At 35.7% G+C, this 20360-nt stretch carries 25 protein-coding genes, 1 pseudogene and 1 other annotated feature; all 26 genes and pseudogenes read right to left on the bottom strand.

The window, feature by feature from the left end; translation table 11 throughout:
• Nucleotides 1–15: 15 nt before the first annotated feature.
• The 26 genes and pseudogenes from yajC to GMD78_RS00975 all read right to left on the bottom strand — a co-directional run bounded on the left by yajC (nucleotide 16) and on the right by GMD78_RS00975 (nucleotide 20306).
• Nucleotides 16–276: a preprotein translocase subunit YajC gene (yajC, locus tag GMD78_RS01100; RefSeq protein ID WP_155666295.1), complete on the bottom strand. Its 261-nt coding sequence runs from the start codon at nucleotides 274–276 to the stop codon at nucleotides 16–18.
• Nucleotides 277–294: 18 nt separating this feature from the next.
• The gene (tgt, locus tag GMD78_RS01095) at nucleotides 295–1437 is read right to left on the bottom strand and encodes a tRNA guanosine(34) transglycosylase Tgt (protein ID WP_155666293.1); all 1143 of its coding nucleotides are present in this window, start codon (nucleotides 1435–1437) and stop codon (nucleotides 295–297) included.
• Nucleotides 1438–1454: 17 nt separating this feature from the next.
• Nucleotides 1455–2483, bottom strand: coding sequence for a tRNA preQ1(34) S-adenosylmethionine ribosyltransferase-isomerase QueA (gene queA, locus GMD78_RS01090; RefSeq protein ID WP_155666291.1), 1029 nt, complete (start codon nucleotides 2481–2483; stop codon nucleotides 1455–1457).
• 19 nt (nucleotides 2484–2502) lie between these two features.
• Entirely contained in the window at nucleotides 2503–2700 is a 198-nt protein-coding gene (locus GMD78_RS01085) for a DUF2905 domain-containing protein (protein WP_343042049.1), read from the bottom strand.
• A complete protein-coding gene (gene ruvB / locus GMD78_RS01080; protein ID WP_155666289.1) occupies nucleotides 2697–3701 on the bottom strand; it encodes a Holliday junction branch migration DNA helicase RuvB in 1005 nt (334 codons plus the stop codon). Before ruvB ends, GMD78_RS01085 begins: the two co-directional genes overlap by 4 nt.
• A 15-nt stretch (nucleotides 3702–3716) precedes the next feature.
• The gene (ruvA, locus tag GMD78_RS01075; protein WP_155666287.1) at nucleotides 3717–4319 is read right to left on the bottom strand and encodes a Holliday junction branch migration protein RuvA; all 603 of its coding nucleotides are present in this window, start codon (nucleotides 4317–4319) and stop codon (nucleotides 3717–3719) included.
• Nucleotides 4320–4478: 159 nt separating this feature from the next.
• Nucleotides 4479–5210, bottom strand: a complete 732-nt coding sequence (locus GMD78_RS01070) for a YebC/PmpR family DNA-binding transcriptional regulator (RefSeq protein WP_155666285.1) — start codon at nucleotides 5208–5210, stop codon at nucleotides 4479–4481.
• 82 nt (nucleotides 5211–5292) lie between these two features.
• Nucleotides 5293–5859, bottom strand: coding sequence for a YhcN/YlaJ family sporulation lipoprotein (locus GMD78_RS01065; protein WP_155666283.1), 567 nt, complete (start codon nucleotides 5857–5859; stop codon nucleotides 5293–5295).
• A 60-nt stretch (nucleotides 5860–5919) separates the two neighbouring features.
• Complete coding sequence (gene nadE / locus GMD78_RS01060; protein ID WP_155666281.1) at nucleotides 5920–6657, bottom strand: NAD(+) synthase; 738 nt, start codon at nucleotides 6655–6657, stop codon at nucleotides 5920–5922.
• Nucleotides 6658–6701: 44 nt separating this feature from the next.
• Nucleotides 6702–7661: a protein kinase family protein gene (locus tag GMD78_RS01055; protein WP_155666279.1), complete on the bottom strand. Its 960-nt coding sequence runs from the start codon at nucleotides 7659–7661 to the stop codon at nucleotides 6702–6704.
• Nucleotides 7662–8429: 768 nt separating this feature from the next.
• Nucleotides 8430–8574 (bottom strand): annotated as a pseudogene (gene safA / locus GMD78_RS21900) (SafA/ExsA family spore coat assembly protein); the annotation flags it as partial.
• A 214-nt stretch (nucleotides 8575–8788) separates the two neighbouring features.
• Nucleotides 8789–9235 (bottom strand): ACT domain-containing protein, encoded by a 447-nt coding sequence (locus tag GMD78_RS01045; RefSeq protein WP_155666275.1) that lies wholly within the window; start codon nucleotides 9233–9235, stop codon nucleotides 8789–8791.
• 24 nt (nucleotides 9236–9259) lie between these two features.
• The gene (gene obgE / locus GMD78_RS01040) at nucleotides 9260–10540 is read right to left on the bottom strand and encodes a GTPase ObgE (protein ID WP_155666273.1); all 1281 of its coding nucleotides are present in this window, start codon (nucleotides 10538–10540) and stop codon (nucleotides 9260–9262) included.
• 15 nt (nucleotides 10541–10555) lie between these two features.
• Nucleotides 10556–11095, bottom strand: coding sequence for a Spo0B domain-containing protein (locus tag GMD78_RS01035; RefSeq protein WP_155666271.1), 540 nt, complete (start codon nucleotides 11093–11095; stop codon nucleotides 10556–10558).
• Between the two features lie 134 nt (nucleotides 11096–11229).
• On the bottom strand, nucleotides 11230–11520 hold the full coding sequence (gene rpmA / locus GMD78_RS01030) for a 50S ribosomal protein L27 (RefSeq protein ID WP_155666269.1): 291 nt from the start codon (nucleotides 11518–11520) through the stop codon (nucleotides 11230–11232).
• 14 nt (nucleotides 11521–11534) lie between these two features.
• Complete coding sequence (locus GMD78_RS01025) at nucleotides 11535–11864, bottom strand: ribosomal-processing cysteine protease Prp (RefSeq protein ID WP_155666267.1); 330 nt, start codon at nucleotides 11862–11864, stop codon at nucleotides 11535–11537.
• Nucleotides 11865–11876: 12 nt separating this feature from the next.
• Nucleotides 11877–12185, bottom strand: coding sequence for a 50S ribosomal protein L21 (rplU, locus tag GMD78_RS01020; protein WP_155666265.1), 309 nt, complete (start codon nucleotides 12183–12185; stop codon nucleotides 11877–11879).
• Between the two features lie 15 nt (nucleotides 12186–12200).
• Nucleotides 12201–12274: a sequence feature (ribosomal protein L21 leader region), on the bottom strand.
• A 68-nt stretch (nucleotides 12275–12342) separates the two neighbouring features.
• A complete protein-coding gene (locus GMD78_RS01015; protein ID WP_246187533.1) occupies nucleotides 12343–13209 on the bottom strand; it encodes a M50 family metallopeptidase in 867 nt (288 codons plus the stop codon).
• A complete protein-coding gene (locus GMD78_RS01010; RefSeq protein ID WP_155666264.1) occupies nucleotides 13193–13963 on the bottom strand; it encodes a M23 family metallopeptidase in 771 nt (256 codons plus the stop codon). The genes GMD78_RS01015 and GMD78_RS01010 overlap by 17 nt, the downstream gene beginning before the upstream one ends.
• A gap of 215 nt (nucleotides 13964–14178) precedes the next feature.
• Nucleotides 14179–14979 (bottom strand): septum site-determining protein MinD, encoded by an 801-nt coding sequence (minD, locus tag GMD78_RS01005; RefSeq protein WP_155666262.1) that lies wholly within the window; start codon nucleotides 14977–14979, stop codon nucleotides 14179–14181.
• Nucleotides 14972–15658 carry a septum site-determining protein MinC gene (minC, locus tag GMD78_RS01000; RefSeq protein ID WP_155666260.1) on the bottom strand — a complete coding sequence of 229 codons (687 nt, stop codon included), beginning with the start codon at nucleotides 15656–15658 and terminating at the stop codon, nucleotides 14972–14974. Before minC ends, minD begins: the two co-directional genes overlap by 8 nt.
• An 83-nt stretch (nucleotides 15659–15741) precedes the next feature.
• Complete coding sequence (gene mreD, locus GMD78_RS00995) at nucleotides 15742–16272, bottom strand: rod shape-determining protein MreD (protein ID WP_155666258.1); 531 nt, start codon at nucleotides 16270–16272, stop codon at nucleotides 15742–15744.
• Nucleotides 16269–17138: a rod shape-determining protein MreC gene (mreC, locus tag GMD78_RS00990; RefSeq protein ID WP_155666256.1), complete on the bottom strand. Its 870-nt coding sequence runs from the start codon at nucleotides 17136–17138 to the stop codon at nucleotides 16269–16271. Before mreC ends, mreD begins: the two co-directional genes overlap by 4 nt.
• 12 nt (nucleotides 17139–17150) lie before the next feature.
• Nucleotides 17151–18191: a rod shape-determining protein gene (locus GMD78_RS00985; RefSeq protein WP_155666254.1), complete on the bottom strand. Its 1041-nt coding sequence runs from the start codon at nucleotides 18189–18191 to the stop codon at nucleotides 17151–17153.
• 279 nt (nucleotides 18192–18470) lie between these two features.
• Complete coding sequence (gene radC / locus GMD78_RS00980; RefSeq protein ID WP_155666252.1) at nucleotides 18471–19160, bottom strand: RadC family protein; 690 nt, start codon at nucleotides 19158–19160, stop codon at nucleotides 18471–18473.
• A 201-nt stretch (nucleotides 19161–19361) separates the two neighbouring features.
• A complete protein-coding gene (locus GMD78_RS00975; RefSeq protein WP_155666250.1) occupies nucleotides 19362–20306 on the bottom strand; it encodes a hypothetical protein in 945 nt (314 codons plus the stop codon).
• Between the last annotated feature and the right edge of the window lie 54 nt (nucleotides 20307–20360).

The raw sequence follows: 20360 nt of genomic DNA, 5'->3' as shown, positions 1-20360 counted from the left end.
GGAAGCCTCATTTTGTTATTCAGATTTAACTTCTCTTACTGCTGAACGGTCATATGTAAGTTTTGTACCGTCGCCTGCTTGTAGAACGATCGTGCTTTCATCGATTGCATGAATGACACCGTGAAATCCACCGATAGTTACTACAGAATCACCTTTTTGAAGATTAGCTTGCATTTGGTTAACTTGCTTTTGACGTTTTTGCTGTGGACGTATTAGCAAGAAGTAAAAAATAACAAACATTAGTACAAGCATAATAATTGGGCTCATTGCTTCCATTTATTTTCACCTCTTTCATTAAAAGTTTTTGGCATTCGGTTGATTCAATCCATATTGTTCAAAGAATGCTTCTCGAAAGTCCCCAAGTCGATCTTCACGAATTGCATTTCGGACTTGCTCCATTAATTTTAACAGAAAATGCAGGTTATGATAAGTAGTAAGTCTAAATCCAAACGTTTCATTACATTTTATGAGGTGTCGGATATATGCGCGTGTATAATTTTTACAAACATGACAATCACAATTTTCGTCGATAGGTCGAAAATCTCTTGCATATTTTGCATTACGGACAACTAACCTTCCTTTTGATGTCATACATGTCCCGTTTCTCGCAATCCTAGTTGGTAAGACACAATCGAACATATCGATACCTCGTATTGCTCCGTCGATTAGAGAATCTGGAGAACCTACTCCCATTAAGTAGCGTGGCTTATCTGATGGCATTAATGGTGTCGTAAATTCTAGTACTCGATTCATTACATCCTTTGGTTCCCCTACGGATAGTCCACCAACCGCATAACCAGGAAAATCAAGAGAAGTTAAATCTTGCGCACTTTGCTTACGTAGATCTTGATATTCACCGCCTTGAATGATACCAAAAAGACCCTGAACATCCTTTCTTTCATGTGCAGCAAGACATCTTTCTGCCCACCGAGATGTTCGTTCGACAGATGCTTTCATATACTCCCTTGTTGCTGGATAAGGCGGGCATTCATCAAATGCCATCATAATGTCTGAACCAAGCGCATTTTGTATTTTCATTGCCTTTTCTGGTGATAAGAATAGTTTTTCTCCACTTAAATGATTTCGGAAATGAACTCCTTCTTCCTTTATTTCTCGCATGTCACTTAGACTAAAAACTTGGAAGCCCCCAGAGTCCGTTAATATTGCACCATCCCAATTCATAAACTTATGTAAGCCACCAGCTTCACGTATAATATCCTCCCCTGGACGAAGCCAAAGGTGATATGTATTCGATAAAATAATATTTGCGTTCATTTCCTTAAGTTCTTCAGGACTCATCGTCTTAACTGTTGCAAGCGTTCCTACAGGCATGAAAGTTGGTGTGTCAAAACTACCATGTGGTGTATGCACACGCCCAAGTCTTGCACCAGTTTGTTTACATGTTTTAATAAACTCATATCTTATTGGTGTTGTCATATAATCCCGTTCCTTTATTAAATTAGTAGCATTGCATCTCCAAAGCTGAAAAAGCGATACCTCTCTTTAACCGCTTCTTCATAAGCTGATAATATAGTTTCCTTATCTACAAAAGCACTAACAAGCATGATTAGAGTAGACTTTGGAAGGTGAAAATTGGTAATTAATCCATCAATTGCCTTAAATTGATAAGGTGGATAGATGAATATATCTGTCCAGCCACTTGCTTCGACAAATTTTCCATTATGATCTCTAGCAATGGTTTCTAATGTTCTTGTAGAGGTAGTCCCAACAGAAATAATTCGCCCTCCATCATTTTTTATCTTTGTTAGTGTGTTAGCTGTTTCCTGAGACATATGGTAAAATTCAGCATGCATTTCGTGTTCATTAATATCTTCTACACTGACCGGTCTAAAGGTACCTAATCCCACATGCAATGTAATAAAAGCAATTGTTACACCCATTGCTTTTATCTCTTCTAGTAATTCCTTTGTGAAATGGAGACCAGCTGTTGGAGCCGCAGCAGAACCTTCTTCCTTTGCATAAACTGTTTGATACCTCTCCTTTTCAGGAAGCTGCTCTTTAATATATGGTGGTAGAGGCATTTCCCCAAGCTGGTCTAGAACCTCATAAAATATTCCTTCATACGAAAACGTAAAAATCCGTCCACCATGATCCTTTTCTTCAATACAAGTAGCTTTAAGTTTCCCATTTCCAAACACAATAGTTGTACCAAGCTTAACTTTTTTGGCAGGCTTAGTCAGTACTTCCCAAGTATCCCCCTCTTGTTGATGCAGTAGAAGGACTTCTATTTTAGCACCTGTGTCTTCCTTTACCCCATACAGCCGAGCAGGTAATACACGAGTGTCATTTAGCACAAGGCAGTCGCCTTCTCTTAAGTAATTTTTTATATCTTTAAAACGTTTATGTTCGACAGCTTTTGTTTTGCGATTTAACACAAGTAATCGTGAAGCTGTACGATCTTTCAATGGTGTTTGTGCTATTAGTTCCTCTGGTAAATGAAAGTCAAAATCCTCTATTTTCATACTGTAACTCCTATTCTGTCTACTTTAATCTTCCTACGATGAATAATATTAGTGATAAGATAATACTTACAACGATGGATGTCATAATTGGAAAATGAAAAGAGAAATTACCTTTTTTAAAGCTAATATCTCCTGGAAGTCTTCCGACAAATGTCCAAAGAAGACCAATAATTAGAAACACTACACCTAATAAGATGAATAACTTTCCAACATTCACTCCGCATCATTCGCCTTCAACCCAAAATGTTCATAAGCCTTTTCTGTTACTAATCTTCCTCTAGGCGTACGTTGAATAAACCCAATTTGTAATAAATATGGTTCATATACATCCTCAATGGTCTGTGACTCTTCCCCAATTGTAGCTGCTATCGTTTCCAGTCCAACTGGACCACCTTGAAAACCATCAATAATTCCTATTAAAAGCTTATGATCGATATGGTCAAGACCTACATCGTCAACTTGTAACATTTTTAAGGCTTTTTCCGTCGTTTCTAAACTAATTTCCTTTTCCCCTTTTACTTGGGAAATATCACGTATTCTTCTTAATAAGCGATTAGCAATTCGTGGTGTTCCTCTTGATCTTCTTGCTACTTCAACAGCCGCTTCTTTAGAAATAAACGTTTCAAAAATATCTGCTGTTCGTTCCACAATTGAGCATAAATCCTTTGTTTCATAATATTCCAGCCTACTTAAGACACCAAAACGATCTCTAAGAGGGGCAGATAATAATCCTGCTCTCGTTGTAGCACCAACTAATGTAAAAGGCGGTAAGTCAATCCGTACTGACCTTGCACTAGGACCGGTTCCGATAACTATATCAATAAAAAAATCCTCCATTGCAGAATATAATACTTCCTCAACAGATCTCGGCAGGCGATGTACTTCGTCAATGAATAATACATCACCTACTTCTAGCGATGATAAAATAGCTGCCAAGTCACCTGCACGATCAATCGCTGGTCCAGAAGTCGATCGAAATTGAACACCCATTTCATTTGCTATAATGGCTGCTAAAGTGGTTTTGCCTAATCCTGGTGGTCCATACAGTAAAACATGATCAAGTGGTTCATTACGCATTTTAGCTGCTTGAATAAAGATACTTAAATTCTCTTTTACTTTTGCTTGACCAATATATTGATTCAAAGTTGTAGGGCGAAGACTTAGTTCAACAGTCGAATCTTCGGATTGTAATTCACCTGTTACCATTCGTTCTTCCATTATGTTTTCCCCCTATCAATTTTTCATTAGTAAAGCTAATGCTTTTCGAATAATTTCATCTGTACTTTCAAGGTTTTCTTTCTGAAGTTGTGGAATAATTGATTTAACTTCTCTATCGGTATAACCTAATGCTTTTAACGCTTCTTTAGCTTCGTTTAAATCTTGTACATTTTCTTGAGTAGAGTTTGATTCGATTTCTTTAGTAGTAATGGAAATCATCGATGTAAGTTTTCCTTTTAAATCTAGAATCATTTGTCTTGCTGTTTTCTTTCCTACTCCTGGAAAGCTAGTTAGAAACTTATCATCTTCTTGTTCTATTCCACGAATAAATTCTGGTATATCAACACTACCTAATATTGCTAAAGCACCCTTAGGACCAATTCCAGACACTGAAATTAATTTCGTAAATAAATACTTTTGATCTTCATTTTTAAATCCATATAATACTTGTGAATCTTCTCTAACATAATGGTACGTAAAAATGTGTACTTCATTATTTATGGATGGTTGAAAGATATACGGGTTTGGACATACTAACTCATATCCTACCCCATGAACATCAACAATTACAGACTCTTCATTTATGTATGCTAACTTTCCTTTTATATAAGCAATCATTTAATCTCCCCCAGTTACCCTTCCTATTTTAACATAAATATATCTTATACTTATATTAGAACAATTGTATTTTGCAAACCCTTTATGGCGATATTCGTTGATAGTCGATAATTTCTTATCTTCCATGAAAAACTTCCATCCCCAAGTCAGAATGGAAGTTTACTCATTAACTCTTAAATTATGGTAAATATCTTGTACGTCTTCGTTTTCTTCAAGCGTATCCATTAACAGGTGTAGCTTAGCTTCGTCATCTTCAGATACAGACTGGTAATTGTGAGGTATTAAAGCGAGTTCTTGTTCTTCCAGTTCATATCCAATTGTACGTAAATGGTTACAAACTGCCTCAAAATCATCTGGGGTTGTATAAATCTCAAAAGCACCATCTTGGGTAATAATATCTTCCGCTCCAGCTTCAATGGCTTCTAACGTCATATCGTCTTCAGAAATACTTTTGTCCTCATTTAGGATTAGGATATACCCTTTCCGATCGAACATAAAAGTAACACTACCATTTTCCCCTAAATTGCCACCATTTTTCTTAAACGCATGACGAATTTCTGCTGCTGTTCTATTTCGGTTGTCAGTCAAAACATGTACAATTACAGCGATACCACCTGGACCATAGCCTTCATAGGTGATTTCTTCATAGCTTGCGCCATCTAATGCTCCGGTAGCTTTTTTTATTGCTCGATCAATGTTATCATTTGGCATATTGTCTGCTTTGGCTTTATCTATAGCTGCCCGTAAAGCAGCATTTGTTGACGGATCTCCGCCACCTTGCTTTGCAGCTATATAAAGATCCTTAGCATGACGCATAAATATTTTTCCTTTTTTAGCATCCTGGGCATTTTTTCTTTTTTGAATATTTTTCCATTTAGAATGTCCAGCCATAAGAGATTCTCCTCTCCACCAAATCCTTTACTACTATAACAAAAATGAAGGTGTATATGAAGTGAAGCCTTTTGAAACATTACTATTCATTATCTGTGTTGAAGAAGTCTTCTAGGAATTGGTCGATATTTTCATCTATACTAATTTGATTAGAATTTAAATTCCTCATCCGATTCCAGTATATATTGTCTGTATAGACAACAATTTCTTTGTCACGCCCAAATTTTTTAACTTCTTGTTTAATTTGTTGCGCTCGATCATCAGCATCTCCTAATGAAGTTTGATCTGAATGGTTGTTTAAAATTGCTGCTACAACTATACGATCATTCGTCTCAGATACTTGAGCCTGTTTGATATATCTAAGTTCAGAAAGATATTGAGAAATTTCCATTGTCTTCTCATTTGTATATCGATCTCTATTCCGGTCATCCGTATCACCGGCATTTAACCCCTCTAATTCACTTTGTGGATACCCACCTCGTTCTCCAATTGATCGGGGTTGTCCTTCTCTTTCTCTTTGCTGCTCAGGCGTTTCGTAGTGTATAGGTTGTAGATTATTTTCCGAGTTATTTGCATGTCTTCCCTCTTCTTGGGTTGCACAACCAGTAATAACAAAAACACTCATCCCTAAAAGAATATATTTTTTCATAGTAAAACCTCCCTTACACCTATTTTGTATAAGAGAGGTTTATTTACACATGGTAATTTTTTAATTACTACGTGTAAATTGAGCTAATGGATTTCGTTTATGTGCAGAATTTTTATGCATTCTTTCAATGATTTCCTTATCCGCATCAGGGATCGATTCACCTTTTAAAAATGCATCTATTTTGTCATACGTAATACCCATTTCACTTTCATCCGTTTGACCTTCCCAAAGGTCAGCACTTGGTTGTTTATCAATAACTTCTTGTGGTACACCTAATTGTTTAGCTAGCTCACGAACTTCCCCTTTCGTGAAATCTACAAGTGGTAATATATCTACGCCACCATCACCATACTTTGTAAAGTATCCAGTATACCATTCAGCGGCATTATCTGTGCCCACAACTAAGTAATTATAATTCGTAGCTATCGTATATAATGTGCTCATACGAAGTCTAGCTCGAAGATTGGCATCAGCTAGTTTTCCATTTAATTCATTATACTCATCTTTTAACTGGTTTTTAATTTGGTTAAACATAACTTCATGTGTTTCAGCTAAATCTACTGTCATACCTTTAATTCCACAAGCTTCTATGACTTTTGACGCGTGTTCCATCCCTTTAGGATCACTATTTAACGGCATTATAACTCCTAATGAGTTCTCAGGGCATGCTCGTTTAATTAAATTTGCCACAACAGCGGAATCAATTCCACCACTTACCCCAACAACTAGGCCATCTACTCCTGCTTCTTTTACCTGGTTTTGTAGCCATTCAACAACTTGTTCAACTACCTTTTCCAACACAATCGCTCCTTTTTCTATATCTAAACATTATGTGTATTGTTTTATTTTAGCATTTTTTTGGTCATTTTCATAAAATTTTGTCGTTTGATCCAATTTTTTTCCATTTCTTCTAAGTATTCCTTGATAGCATAACCTGAGCGATGTTGATATAAATAATGTAACCATTCTCTTAATACATCACTAGGAATTGCAATTGATAATAGCCAGATTGGAATATAACGATCATCTATCATCTTATAAGATTCTAACTGATCTATATCCCATCGTATATATGGTAAAAAGCGTTGTCCCAATTGAATATAATCATATAATTGGGTGGTACAAGCTAATAAATCAAAGTCAATTAAATAAATACGATTATATCGAATAAAATTATGAGAGGCAACATCCCCATGAACCCATAATCCCTGTTCTTCAGCATAACGTTGTTCTCTTTTCCATGGAAATCTTGAAACTAATTGAATGTATTGTTCCGTTATTTTAACAATATCTTTATATAAATTCTCATAACCATATTTCACAAAAAAGTATTCTGTTTTTTGAAATGTTTTTAACCGATCATACCAACGTAAGTAAAATAACCCCTTTTGCACCTGGTTCTGAACATAGATAGAACTTGCTTTATCATGAAATTTCTTTAATGCTAGTACTGCTTCTTTCCGATCTGTCTGGCTACGATAGTTTAGTTTAATCCCTGGAATATATGGTGTCAACGTCCATATATTATGATTTCCATCAGTAATGATTTTTCTTCCATTTGGATACCTTACAAAAGGAGCAATGGATTTCATTTTTATTTGCGAAAAAAAATCCCATTGTTGTTTAACATTATTTATATTTTTATGTCGCTTAAATATGTAACCTTCTCCAGTGTTATCCTTAATAAGAAATACATTATCTTTAATACGATTTATATCCTTGGTTTCTAGACTGCCCTCCCAGTATAAAAAAGAAGAGAGACGATCGTAATTATTATCGTCTCTGTGCTTATTATTACTCATTAGATGACTCTTCCTGTTCCCTGAACGGTGGATAACCTGGAGGGGTTGGATATGCAGGTTGATTAAAGTCAGACATTGGTGGGTATTGTGTTGGATTAACAAATGGTTGTTGAATTGGTTGCATTGGTTGCATTTGGTATGGTTGGTGTGCTTGATCATAACCATATGGTGGTTGCATATATCCCATTTGTTGTGTCGGTGTTGCGCTTCCTTTACAACCACAATCTCCGCCAGCCACCGGTTGTACCGGCATTTCAAAACTAGATGATTCTACATCATTATATTCAGCTCCTAGCACACCAGGATAAGGCATCGGTTGAAATGGCATAGGTCCATGTGGATGACAAGGTACTGGTGGACATGGATAATGTATTACCGGATAACAAGGCACCATATGAACTGGGTGGTGTACTGGCTCCATCATTGGTTGGTGGATCGGTTTTTGCTCAACTGGTTCCTGTACTGGAATTTCCTTTTTTACTTCCTTCGGTTTTTCTTTCTTTATTTCTTTAGGCTTTTCAGGCATCTTAGGAAAGTTAATCGTAAAATCTTGTTGAAATTCTTGGCTCATAATTGGCATTTGCATCATAGGCTGCAATGGCATCTGCGGCATCTGTGGCATTGGCATTTCTGGAGTGACTTCTTTTACTGGTTTCTTATCATCTTCTTTGATTACTGGTAATGGTTTTGGAGAAATATCTTTGTAAGGTTTTTTAGTTACTGGTGCTTCTTTTTTAGGCATTTCCTTTTTCACAGTTTTTGCAGTAGTTGGTATTTTAATTTTCATACCAGGCATGATCATGTCTGGACTTGATAGCTGTGAGTTAAGCTGTTTAAGTTCTTCAAAATCAACACCATATTGCTTGGCGATTTCCCACAATGTGTCTCCTTTTTTTACAACGTGAATCTTCAAGTTAACTCGAACTCCTTTCGTTTCTGAAGCTGGGCTAATTACTCTATACCAACATATGCAAAGAAACGAAAAAAGTTGAACCATAAGAAGGAAATAATATTAGAAAACTTGACCTTTGCAGGAACACGATAGAATTTTAAATTCATTTATGCAGGTTGGGAAAGGTAATGCTAAGAAAAGCCGCATCTTTAAGATACGACTTTTGTCTTAAGCTTCAAACACCAGAGCTTAGGATGGAGACTTGTTCCACAAACTCCAACTGCTTTAAATTATGAATTAATTTATCAATATGTTCATCTATTTGAGATATATCCAGTGATAACGTAACGTTAGCCTTTCCCTGTATAGGTATCGTTTGATGAATTGTTAAAACGTTACAACCTGCAGTAGCAACTATATTTAATAATTTTGATAATGTTCCAGTACGATCTTCTAAATGAAAAAATAAGGTTATAATTTTCTCCTTAACCATTGCCTGGAAAGGAAATACTGCGTCCTTATATTTATAGTATGCACTCCTAGATAAATCTACTTGTTTGGTAGCTTCATTAATTGTTTTTACTTTACCTCGTTCAAGCATATTTTTTATTTCTATCGTTTTTTTGATCGATTCAGGTAAAACATCACTTCGGACAAGGTAAAATTGCTCCCGACCTTTCATACCGCATCCCCATTCATTTGTTGACTACTCTACAAACTCAAATTCAAAGTCCAATAACCGAATTGTATCTCCATCTTCGGCACCTCTTTCTCGAAGTTCCTCGTCGACTCCCATCGTACGTAATTGTCTTGCGAATCGTTGGACAGCTTCATCTCTATTAAAATCTGTCATCTTAAATAACTTCTCAATCTTTATGCCAGAAAGAACAAATGCCCCGTCATCATCCCGAGTTATTTTAAATCCTTTATCTTCTTTTTCGTAACGATAAACAACCTTCTCTTCAGTTTCCTCCAGTTTAGGTGCAAATTTTGGTATTGTATCTAATAGATCTGCCACAGCAAATAAAATATCCCTTAATCCCTCTTTTGTTAGTGCAGAGATTGGATAGACCGATACATCTTCACCTAACTGCTTTTTAAAATCGGCTAAATTTTCCTCAGCGCCTGGCATGTCCATTTTATTAGCAGCGATAACTTGTGGTCGATCCATTAGTTTTGCATCATATTCTTTCAATTCTTGATTTATTTTCACATAATCCTCGTAAGGATCTCTACCTTCAGTGCCTGCCATATCAATTACATGGATAATAACCCTTGTACGTTCAACATGACGTAAAAATTGATGGCCAAGCCCCACTCCTTCGTGTGCACCTTCTATTAGACCTGGTAAATCTGCTAATACGAAGCTACGTTGATCTCCTGTTTCAACCACCCCTAAATTTGGGGCTAATGTTGTAAAGTGATAGTCAGCGATTTTTGGTCGAGCTGCACTAACAACAGATAAAAAGGTTGATTTCCCCACACTTGGAAACCCAACAAGCCCTACATCGGCAATAAGCTTCAACTCAACTTTAATATTCCGTTCTTGTCCCGGTTCTCCATTTTCAGCAAAATCTGGAGCTGGGTTTCGAGGGGAAGCAAATCGTGTATTCCCACGTCCTCCTCTTCCACCTTTAACAATAATTGCTTCTTGATCGTGCGTAGTTAGATCAGCGATTACTTGATCGGTATCCTCATCTATCACGGTTGTACCAGGTGGGACTGGAACAATTAAAGGCTCGGCATTTTTACCATGCTGCCCTTTACTCATTCCATTTTCACCACGTTTCGCTTTAAAATGGCGATTATAGCGAAAATCCATTAATGTATTTAATCCTTCGTCAACTTTAAAGATGACGTCTCCACCATTACCGCCATCCCCACCAGCGGGTCCACCTTTAGGTACATATTTTTCACGACGATAAGCAACTAATCCATTACCACCGTCTCCAGCTTTCACATAAACACTAACTTGATCTACAAACATTAAAACTCACCTCATCTAGTCATATGGAATAGAAACTGTACAAGATATATAATCAGGTTCTAAATCCATTACATCTATCGTTATTCCTTCATCAATACATTTAATACTTTCTATAAACATATCCTTATCCAAAAACGTTCCCCAAATTGTATATTTTATATCAATGAAACCATTGTTATTATCAGTAGTAAGCTCTACTTTCATTTCATATAACTCCGTATCATCTCCAGATCGGAGTATAGCTTCACTGATTACTTCGCTAGTATTCTTTAACTGTTCATCGATAAGAGTCAAATCATTACATTCCGTATGTATTTCATATGATAAACGAATATTACTATAAACTGAATTAAATTGAATAACCCAAATGGTAAATTCCGGAGCATTTAAGTTCATTAGCTTACGCTCAGCATGAAATTCCTCTATCAATGCTTGAAGTTTCTCCCCAACTTTTTCCGTTTTCCCCATACTTAGATAACCTTGAAGTATTTGCATATGATTCATTAAATCGTGTCGTTGACGACGGAGTAATTCGATAACATCTATAGTCTCCACATTTCTCCCCCCATTATGACGAAAAATTACCGAAATCTTCAATTTCGCGTTTCTCTATTTCATTGTATACTTTTTTAGTGTTTAAAAAAACTCCAACCTTTGATGGCTGGAGTTTTAATCATAATTTATTAAAATTAAGCTTCTTGTGCAACTGGATATACACTTACTTTTTTACGATCACGACCATAGCGTTCAAATTTTACAACACCGTCGATTTTTGCAAAAAGTGTGTCATCTCCACCACGGCCTACGTTTTCACCTGGATAGATTTTTGTACCGCGTTGACGGTAAAGAATGGATCCACCAGATACCATTTGACCATCAGCACGTTTTGCACCTAAACGTTTAGCCTCAGAGTCACGACCGTTCTTAGTACTACCTTGACCTTTTTTCGTAGCGAAAAATTGTAAATCTAGACGTAGCATTATGCTGCACCTCCTTATTTACGATGAATTTTAACGAATTGACTATATTCACGTTCAATCGTTTCTAATGATACAATCATACCTTCAAGCAAAGTCTGTGTTTTTTCCATTATCTCTTCATTCAAAGAGTGTGGAAATTGAACACGAAGGTATCCACCTTCTTCTCCTTGCTCAATATCAAGATCAATGTTACATAATGCAATAACTGCATTTACAGCTCCAAATGTTACAGCCGAAACACCTGCACAAACTAAGTCATAGCCATATGGACCACTTTCCGCATGTCCAGAGAGTTCAAATTCTGTTATTTGGTTATTATCAGTTAATACAGTTACATTTATCATGATATAGATCCCTTATTGGTTAATCTTTTCAATTACTAATTTTGTATAAGGTTGACGATGACCTTGTTTACGATGGTAGTTTTTCTTAGGTTTGTATTTGAATACAGTAACCTTTTTCTGACGACCATGCTTTTCAACTTTAGCAGTCACTGTAGCACCTTCAACATATGGAGAACCAACTTTTACATCATCCCCACCTACGAAAAGTACTTTATCAAAAGTAACCGTTTCGTTCGCATCAGCTGTAACTTTTTCTACGTAAATTTCTTGGCCTTCTTCTACCTTAACTTGTTTACCACCAGTTTCGATAATTGCGTACATAACTATGCACCTCCTTAATAAACTCAGACTCGCCATACAGGTACTCAGGAAAGAGTTTAACAACCTGTTCTGTGCGGTTGTAGCACGGGTGCTACGATGAATAACATACTGATGTTATCATGTAATCTATCTACTTGTCAAGCATGCAAAAGAACATTTACAATATTTCCATTGCAACGTCACCAATTGTTTTAGCATATTGTTTCTCGTAAAAATATCGATACAAACAATCATTTTCATCTACAGCAACTCTTTGTTTACTAGGGAGTTTAATATAGATGGTGTGTTTTTTATCGCGCTGAAAAAGCGCGAACACCTCCATCAATGATAATTGATGTGGTACCACGATCGAACGAACTCCTTTATGATTAAAGTTACCCTCGTATCTTTGCAATAAAAATCGCATGAAAACATAGTATCGTTGTTTCCATTCTGATCGATTCTCCATAAAAAGAAAAATCATGATTAAAAATGTACTTAATGTAAATGGATAAAACACCAATTGTCCAATCAATAAGACAACACTTACAATCATCGAAAAGACAATAATCACATGATAGGATTTTTTATATGGAAAATATGAAGATAATAGCAAAAATAATAGCTTTCCTCCGTCTAGCGGCCAAATAGGCAGTAAATTAAAAAACAGGATGACCGTATTATAAAATAAAATTAATTCAATAAGTGAAGGTGGAACAACCTGATATACGGGCAATAACGAAACAATCAAATAAATGATGATATGTTGAAATGGACCTGCAATGGTAACGAGAGCTTCTTCATGTATCGGTCTGTTACCGTGTTCATCCGTATCCATTGTACCACCGAATACCCATAAAACAATACTCCGAATTCTCCACTTAAATAGTTTTGCCACTACATAATGCCCTAATTCATGAATAAATACAATAGATAGAATAATCATTAATTCAACAAATGTACCCGTTAAAAATGCAATAATAATAAAAATTAAAAGAATTGGATGTAAATGTATCGGAGGCAAGTTCTTACGGATTGTCGTCAACTTTTATCACCTGAACTGGATCAATATACTGATTATCTTTTTCAATAGAAAAATACACTGTTTGGTTTTCAGTTGTCGGAGAAAACTGTCCAATTCTTTGGTTGGTAGCAACATATTGATATAAATGAACATCAATATCACTTAAGTATCCATAAGTAGACTTACTTCCATCTGCATGTTGAACGACTACAGTTTTATTGGTTGTACGATCGTTACCCGAGAAAATCACGATTCCTTCGCTTAATGCAGAAACATTCGTTGTTTCTCCAGGTGCGATCATTATACCTTTTCCATTAGCTTGAAATGTTTCGGTTACATTTCCATTAACAGGATAAGCCAATGGCGCAACACCTTCAGATACAAGATTTTGTGAAGGTGAAAATGCTAGAGGATTTCCAAATGTATCTTGATACCATTTATATACATTTGCAAATGGAAATTCATCTGTTAATGCACTACTTGTCCATTCTTTAGGCTGAGAAAGCATTTCTAAATCTGATTCCCATAATAGAGCTACACCAAAAAATAACATAACTGAAAGAATACCTTTTAAGACGAATCCAGATATTAGCCTACTTTTTTGTGTGCTTTCACCTGAACTTTCGAAAAAGCTGGGGTAATAACCATGTTTTTCTTCATCCTGTGGCAATGGAATACCTTGCTTTGTTGTAACCCCCTTAGAATCTGTTGAAATCCCTCTCTTTTTCTTGCGTTCAATAATTGACTTCCTTACTTGTTTTACTCCCTTATTCATAATCTCTCATTCCTTCATCATCTTTTGTACAAGTGTATGAAAGAACCTTAGAAGTTATGATATATCAAGATTAAATTAAAAAAGATGAAATGAAAGAGAAAATCTTCCATCCCACCTTCTAAAATCTATTATTATTGCTTTCTCTAATTGAATGTCACATTAACATAGAAAATACGAGTAACTTAAATTTATGGATTTGCATGAAAATATTATTATTAATTACCTCTCATACCAAAAAAACGCTTCACTTTTTGGAACATACCAGATTCATCTTCTAATGATTGTAACGGAACCGTTTCACCCAAAATCCTTCTTGCTATATTACGGTATGCAATAGAAGCTTTTGGTTTTGACTGAAGTGCAATTGGTTCTCCATGGTTAGACGCTTTTATAACTTCATCATCATCCAATACAACACCAATTAGGTTTATAGAAAGGATTTGGACGATTTCATCAATATCTAACATATCCCCACTCTTCATCATATGATTTCGGATTCTATTAACTACCAAACTAGGAGGTTCGATATCCTCTTTTTCTAGTAAACCGATGATACGATCTGCATCCCTAACACTAGATTTTTCAGGAGTAGTTACAACAATTGCGCGATCCGCACCAGCAATAGCATTTTGAAATCCTTGTTCAATTCCTGCAGGACAATCAATAATAATATAGTCGTATTCCTGCTTTAATTCTTTTATAATCTTTTTCATCCCATCAGGAGTAACCGCGGTTTTATCACTCGTTTGGGCAGCAGGTAATAAGGATAAATAGTCAAATCGCTTATCTTTAATTAATGCTTGTTTCAGTTTACAACGCTCTTGGATAACATCGACAATATCATAGATGATACGATTTTCTAACCCCATAACAACATCAAGATTCCTTAGACCAATATCCGTATCTATCAAACAAACTTTTTTCTCCATTAACGCTAAAGCCGTACCGATATTGGCAGTTGTTGTAGTTTTACCAACTCCGCCTTTTCCAGAAGTAATTACTATTGCCTCACCCATTATTTATTCTCCTTTCGAATCTATTTATACTTTTTCGTCTATGTGCTAGAACTTGTAGTCGATCAATAATTATTTTATCTTGTTCTTCATCAATAAGACCACATTCCATGTAAACACCATCAGATTCATAATCTGGAGCACGGCTAATATATTCTGCTATTCTGAGTTGGCTAGGGTTCATATATGAAGCTGCAATAATCGCACTACGATCACCTTTTACTCCTGCATGTGCAACACCATGCAAGCTACCCATTATGTATATATTACCTGTAGAAATCACACTTCCCCCAGGATTAACATCACCAATTAATAGTAAGTCGCCAGTAACCTCTAGCACTTGACCAGACCGAACGATACGATTAATCGTCTTAACTTCACTATCCTCCATTAACGAAAGTGCTTCACTTTTTGCAATTACTTCCGATTCAATAGATTGGATTGTAAAGCGATTTTCTTCTTTAATTAAATTACTAAGAGAATCTTTTTCTTCCTCCCGTAAAAATCTATTTCCTAATTTGATCGTTACCGGTACACAGGGTTCTTTTTTTTGTGGTTGATTCGCTAGTAATTTTTCTCTAAGCTCTTTAAAAGCTTCGTCAAATGAACATGTATCATCAATAAATAATGTCAATCCATCTCGAGTACCTTTTATTGTTATTAATTGCTTCGTGTCATGCAATACGTTCACCTCGTTAGTATAACCTTATCATTATATATGTTTGATCCACAAGTTTATATGTTGGATCATACTGCATGAACATTCTATGTAGTTCCATTTAATTGTTCATGCTTCCAGTTAACAAGTCGCTTCGCTATAAACGGATATAACAGAAGCAGGAATACTATATTAGCAAGTACAGTTGGTATTAACCGACTTCCAACATATACACTCCATGCGAAATCTGTTATCCCTACAACCATATAGATAACAAATATAGCCAAATCCGCAAGAGCAACGCCTATAATTCCCGCTAACACTGTAACATAGAAATTACTATGTAGCACCTTCATTAAGCTATGGATGACATAAGTTACAATAGCATACGTAAACATATACACGCCCAATGTTCCTGTATACACAATATCAATTAATAACCCAAATATTAAAGCATATACAACCGAGTGATAGGTGTCTTCTAAATCATAAAAAATAGTAATGTATATGAGCAAAATTAATACCCAATGTGGAATAATTAAAAAATCTCCAACTAAATTATTTGGTAGTAATTCAATTGCTACACCTTCAAACACCAAAAAGATAAATAAGAGGAGAGGAAGGAATAAACGTTTCATTGTTCTCCCTCCTCCTCTTCTTCACCTGGTAGGATCCGGTCTACTACAATCACATTATCTATTTCATATAGGTCTGCTGCAGGTTCTACTAATGCGGTACGTGTTAAACCATATTGATCTGGTATAACTTCTTTTACCTTCCCAATTACTAACCCTGCCGGAAACACACCACCCATACCTGATGATACAACAAGTTCTCCTTCTTCCAAATCTTGCTCAGATTCTTCAATGATTTTAAATAAAAGTGAATCACTTTCTTTATCATATTCTTCAATCAAACCAAAAATATCATTTCCATCCTCACGAGAGACCGTAGCAGAAATTCGATTAAATTGATCAAAACCTGTCAGTAATTGGACCGTGGAAGTAAATTGTGAAGTGCTTTGTATTTTACCAACCATTCCATCAGCAGTAATAACAGCCATATTTACCTTAACTCCTGCTTGTGACCCTTTATTAATCGTTACTTGCTCCACCCATCTCTCAGGTGACCTTGCTGTAACTGTCGCATGAATTGGATTGTAGTCTCTAATTGAGTCCATTTTATCTACAATTTCTCTTAATTCCTCATTCTCTTCTTTAATTTCTTGCACTTCATATATAAGACTTTTATACTCTGCTAATTTTTCTCGTAATAGCTGATTTTCGCTATACGTATTTCTCATATCATCTATATTACTGAATATAGTTGAAATATAGTTTATTGGAGTATGAATGGCTCTTTGCGCCCACCCCACTGTATCATTGATGAATTGCTCTGCAGTACTCAATTCCTCTCGGTCTCTTAACGAGTATCCAATAAGAGCAACTAGTACAATAATTCCTATTAATAATAAAAATAATCTTTTTTTGCGAAAAAAAGCCATCTAAACACCTACTTATTCTACAGTTGGACGACTTGATACATTGGGATTAGAACGGAAATGCTGAATGTAATCTAAGGATTTCCCTGTACCAATTGCAACACTGTCTAATGGGTTATCTGTTACAAATACAGGCATTTTTGTTTCCTCACTAATTACATTATCTAGTTGTTTTAGTAATGCTCCTCCTCCTGAAAGGACAATGCCTCGGTCCATAATATCTGCAGAAAGCTCAGGTGGAGTCTTTTCCAATGTGTTCTTTACAGCATCAACAATTGCATCTACCGTATCTTGTAATGCTTCTGAAATCTCTTTTGCTGTAATCGTAATTGTTTTTGGTAAACCCGTCAATAAATCTCGCCCACGAATGTCCATTTCTATATTTTCAGTAACTTCTCCTGCTGTACCTATGTCTATTTTAATAGATTCTGCTGTTCTTTCTCCAATCATTAGATTATAATTTTTTCGTATAAAATTAATAATTGCTTCATCCATATCGTCTCCAGCAGTACGAATCGACATACTAGTAACAATACCACCTAACGAAATAACAGCTACTTCCGTTGTACCTCCACCAATATCAATGATCATACTTCCCGTTGGCTCCCATACAGGTAATCCGGCTCCAATTGCAGCTGCAAATGGTTCAGCAATTGGAAAGGCATCCTTTGCCCCAGCTTGTTTAGAGGCATCGATTACTGCACGTTCTTCAACCATTGTAATTCCTGAAGGAACACAAACCATTACATTTGGCTTTTTAGCAAAATAAGATCTACTTCGCATTGCTTTTTTTATATAATATTTCATCATAATTGCAGTTGTATCATAATCAGCAATTACACCATCTTTCATCGGGCGGATAACTGTAATGTTTCCAGGTGTTCTCCCAATCATATTTCTAGCGGAACTTCCTACCGCTTCAATCTCACCAGTTTCAATATTCTTTGCAACTACGGATGGTTCCCGTAATACCACACCTTTTCCTTTTACGAAAACAAGTGTATTTGCTGTTCCTAAATCAATTCCAAGATCTTGTGAAAAACTAAATCTTCCCAAAAAAATCTCCCTTTCCCAATAGCTTTATCTGTAGCTTTACTATATCGATTAATTTTATGTAGTGCAATCAAAGGTCTATTACAGAAAGTTAACCAGATACTTTATAAAATCATGAACTTTAAGAAGCGCCACCTTCAATAAATGAAAAATGGCGCCAATTTTTAGCTGTCTATACAATTATATTAGAAAACTTGACTTTCGCCAAGCTTTTCTGTGAAAGACTTAGTTGCTTCTGTAGGTTAAGAAAATTTTATCCTTTCCGTTTGCTAAAAAATCATGCTATAAATACCCTTTTTCTTTCAGAGATACAAATTTTCGATCACCAATTACTAAATGATCGAGCAATTCAATTCCGATCATTTTTCCAGATTCCACTAATCTTCTTGTTACATGGATATCTTCTTGTGATGGAGTTGGATCACCTGAAGGATGGTTGTGTGCAACGATAATGGAGGCCGCAGAGCGCTTGACCGCTTCACGAAATACTTCACGCGGATGAACAATAGAGGCATTTAAACTTCCGATAAATATAGTTTGTCTATGAATAATTTGATTTTTTGTATTTAGAAACAATACGACGAAATGCTCTTGCTTTAAACTTCTCAACTCTTCCATAATATAATCTGCACCGTCTTCAGGAGAACGAATAACATACCTTTCCAGTGGTTTATATTCATTCATACGTTTACCAATTTCAATAGCTGATAAAATTAGTACACCTTTAGCACTACCTATACCTTTTATTGCGGTTAGTTCTTCAATTGTGGCATCTTTTAATAACTTTAACCCTTCAAAATGCATTAACACACGATTGGCAAGGGCCATAACCGATTCTTCCTTCGTACCACTCCCTAATAATATAGCCAGTATCTCCTGGTTAGATAGATGACTTGCACCGAGTTTTAACAAACGCTCCCTTGGCCGATCCTCTTTTGGTACATCTTTAATCATTATGGTTGATGTACTCATGCTAATACCTCCTTAACGTAAAGATATATTGAGGATAGCCTAATCCATTTTTTTACACAACTAAAGAAAAGTACATAATCATACTTAAAAACAATGGAAAATCAAAAAATTACTATATAAAAAAATAGAATTTATACTATATTTTGTAGGGAAAAATACAAAAACAGGCATTATTGTAAATACCTGTTCGAAAAAAATATATTAGTGAGCCAGCGCTTCTAATTCGTACCACATACCTAATAGAATATATTGCAATTCCTGATTGCTTGCATCCTGTAATTTACTTGTATATGGTTCAATTGAAGCTAAAAATTGATCAACCGTATTGGAATTTGGTGGTGAATTCTCGAATATAGAATTCCAATCTGTTAAAACAATACTGTCTTGTGTGCTAATGGAAGCTAACGATTGATCCCATTGACTTTGGAATGATTGAAACCACTTATATTCTTCCTCTGATAACTCCATTTCCAATTCTCCGCTATTCCAATCCTTTACAAAAACCTCCAAATCTAAATCCATCAGTGATTCAGCATTACTTTTTGCATGTTCTTGGGTATTACTTAATCCGACTAATAAATAATACTGATTATCCCTATTCCAAATTACTGGTTGGAATCCTTCTTCCTCAAAATCTCTTCCCACTTCAGTAGCATTCGTTTCCTCGGAAAACACTCCACCCTGTAGTACAAACCCATCCATAGTACCTAGTGTTTTCGTAGACATATTTTCTCCATCATTTCCAGTATTGTTATTTGTTTGTTCTTCTCGTTCATCGGTGTCTATAGATGTAACTGGCGTTGGGTTCATAGGGTTGGTTATATCATCAATATTTACAAACATATTTAATAAAATTATTCCTAAAATACTTCCAATTACGACCGCAGAAATACTAGCAAAGACAAGAGGTCTTATTTTACGGAAGTTGGATGGATTAACTTTTCGTTTGGAATGCACAAATTGATCACTATATTGTCTAGCAAAAGGTTGAACTTCCTCATTCCTTGCTTCGTCAGTAGTAGCTGCTTGCTCAACATTACCTTTATGAAAGGAAAATGTCTCTGGATTCGGAAAATCCTTTTTCTTTTTTTGTAATTCCACCTTTTTTTGATCTATCTTTACAGAGATTGTTTTCTTTTCGCCCATAAATAGAATCGCCCTCACTTAGCTAGAATCCTTTTTTCAACTCTAGCATACTAA

Origin of the sequence: Ornithinibacillus caprae, from assembly GCF_009728145.1 — a bacterium.
In the GTDB taxonomy this organism is placed as follows: Bacteria; Bacillota; Bacilli; order Bacillales; family Amphibacillaceae; genus Ornithinibacillus; species Ornithinibacillus caprae.
This window is presented reverse-complemented; position numbering and strand designations above follow the sequence as displayed.

Coding starts and splice junctions, on each gene's coding strand:
- GMD78_RS01025 (WP_155666267.1), bottom strand. CDS start 11,864: ATGATAAATGTAACTGTATTAACTGATAATAACCAAATAACAGAATTT.
- ruvB (WP_155666289.1), bottom strand. CDS start 3,701: ATGGAAGAACGAATGGTAACAGGTGAATTACAATCCGAAGATTCGACT.
- GMD78_RS00975 (WP_155666250.1), bottom strand. CDS start 20,306: ATGGGCGAAAAGAAAACAATCTCTGTAAAGATAGATCAAAAAAAGGTG.
- obgE (WP_155666273.1), bottom strand. CDS start 10,540: ATGTTTGTAGATCAAGTTAGTGTTTATGTGAAAGCTGGAGACGGTGGT.
- mreC (WP_155666256.1), bottom strand. CDS start 17,138: ATGGCTTTTTTTCGCAAAAAAAGATTATTTTTATTATTAATAGGAATT.
- queA (WP_155666291.1), bottom strand. CDS start 2,483: ATGAAAATAGAGGATTTTGACTTTCATTTACCAGAGGAACTAATAGCA.
- rplU (WP_155666265.1), bottom strand. CDS start 12,185: ATGTACGCAATTATCGAAACTGGTGGTAAACAAGTTAAGGTAGAAGAA.
- mreD (WP_155666258.1), bottom strand. CDS start 16,272: ATGAAACGTTTATTCCTTCCTCTCCTCTTATTTATCTTTTTGGTGTTT.
- yajC (WP_155666295.1), bottom strand. CDS start 276: ATGGAAGCAATGAGCCCAATTATTATGCTTGTACTAATGTTTGTTATT.
- radC (WP_155666252.1), bottom strand. CDS start 19,160: ATGAGTACATCAACCATAATGATTAAAGATGTACCAAAAGAGGATCGG.
- ruvA (WP_155666287.1), bottom strand. CDS start 4,319: ATGATTGCTTATATAAAAGGAAAGTTAGCATACATAAATGAAGAGTCT.
- GMD78_RS01045 (WP_155666275.1), bottom strand. CDS start 9,235: ATGAAAGGTCGGGAGCAATTTTACCTTGTCCGAAGTGATGTTTTACCT.
- GMD78_RS01010 (WP_155666264.1), bottom strand. CDS start 13,963: ATGAATAAGGGAGTAAAACAAGTAAGGAAGTCAATTATTGAACGCAAG.
- minD (WP_155666262.1), bottom strand. CDS start 14,979: ATGGGTGAGGCAATAGTAATTACTTCTGGAAAAGGCGGAGTTGGTAAA.
- GMD78_RS01055 (WP_155666279.1), bottom strand. CDS start 7,661: ATGAGTAATAATAAGCACAGAGACGATAATAATTACGATCGTCTCTCT.
- rpmA (WP_155666269.1), bottom strand. CDS start 11,520: ATGCTACGTCTAGATTTACAATTTTTCGCTACGAAAAAAGGTCAAGGT.
- GMD78_RS01070 (WP_155666285.1), bottom strand. CDS start 5,210: ATGGCTGGACATTCTAAATGGAAAAATATTCAAAAAAGAAAAAATGCC.
- GMD78_RS01065 (WP_155666283.1), bottom strand. CDS start 5,859: ATGAAAAAATATATTCTTTTAGGGATGAGTGTTTTTGTTATTACTGGT.
- tgt (WP_155666293.1), bottom strand. CDS start 1,437: ATGACAACACCAATAAGATATGAGTTTATTAAAACATGTAAACAAACT.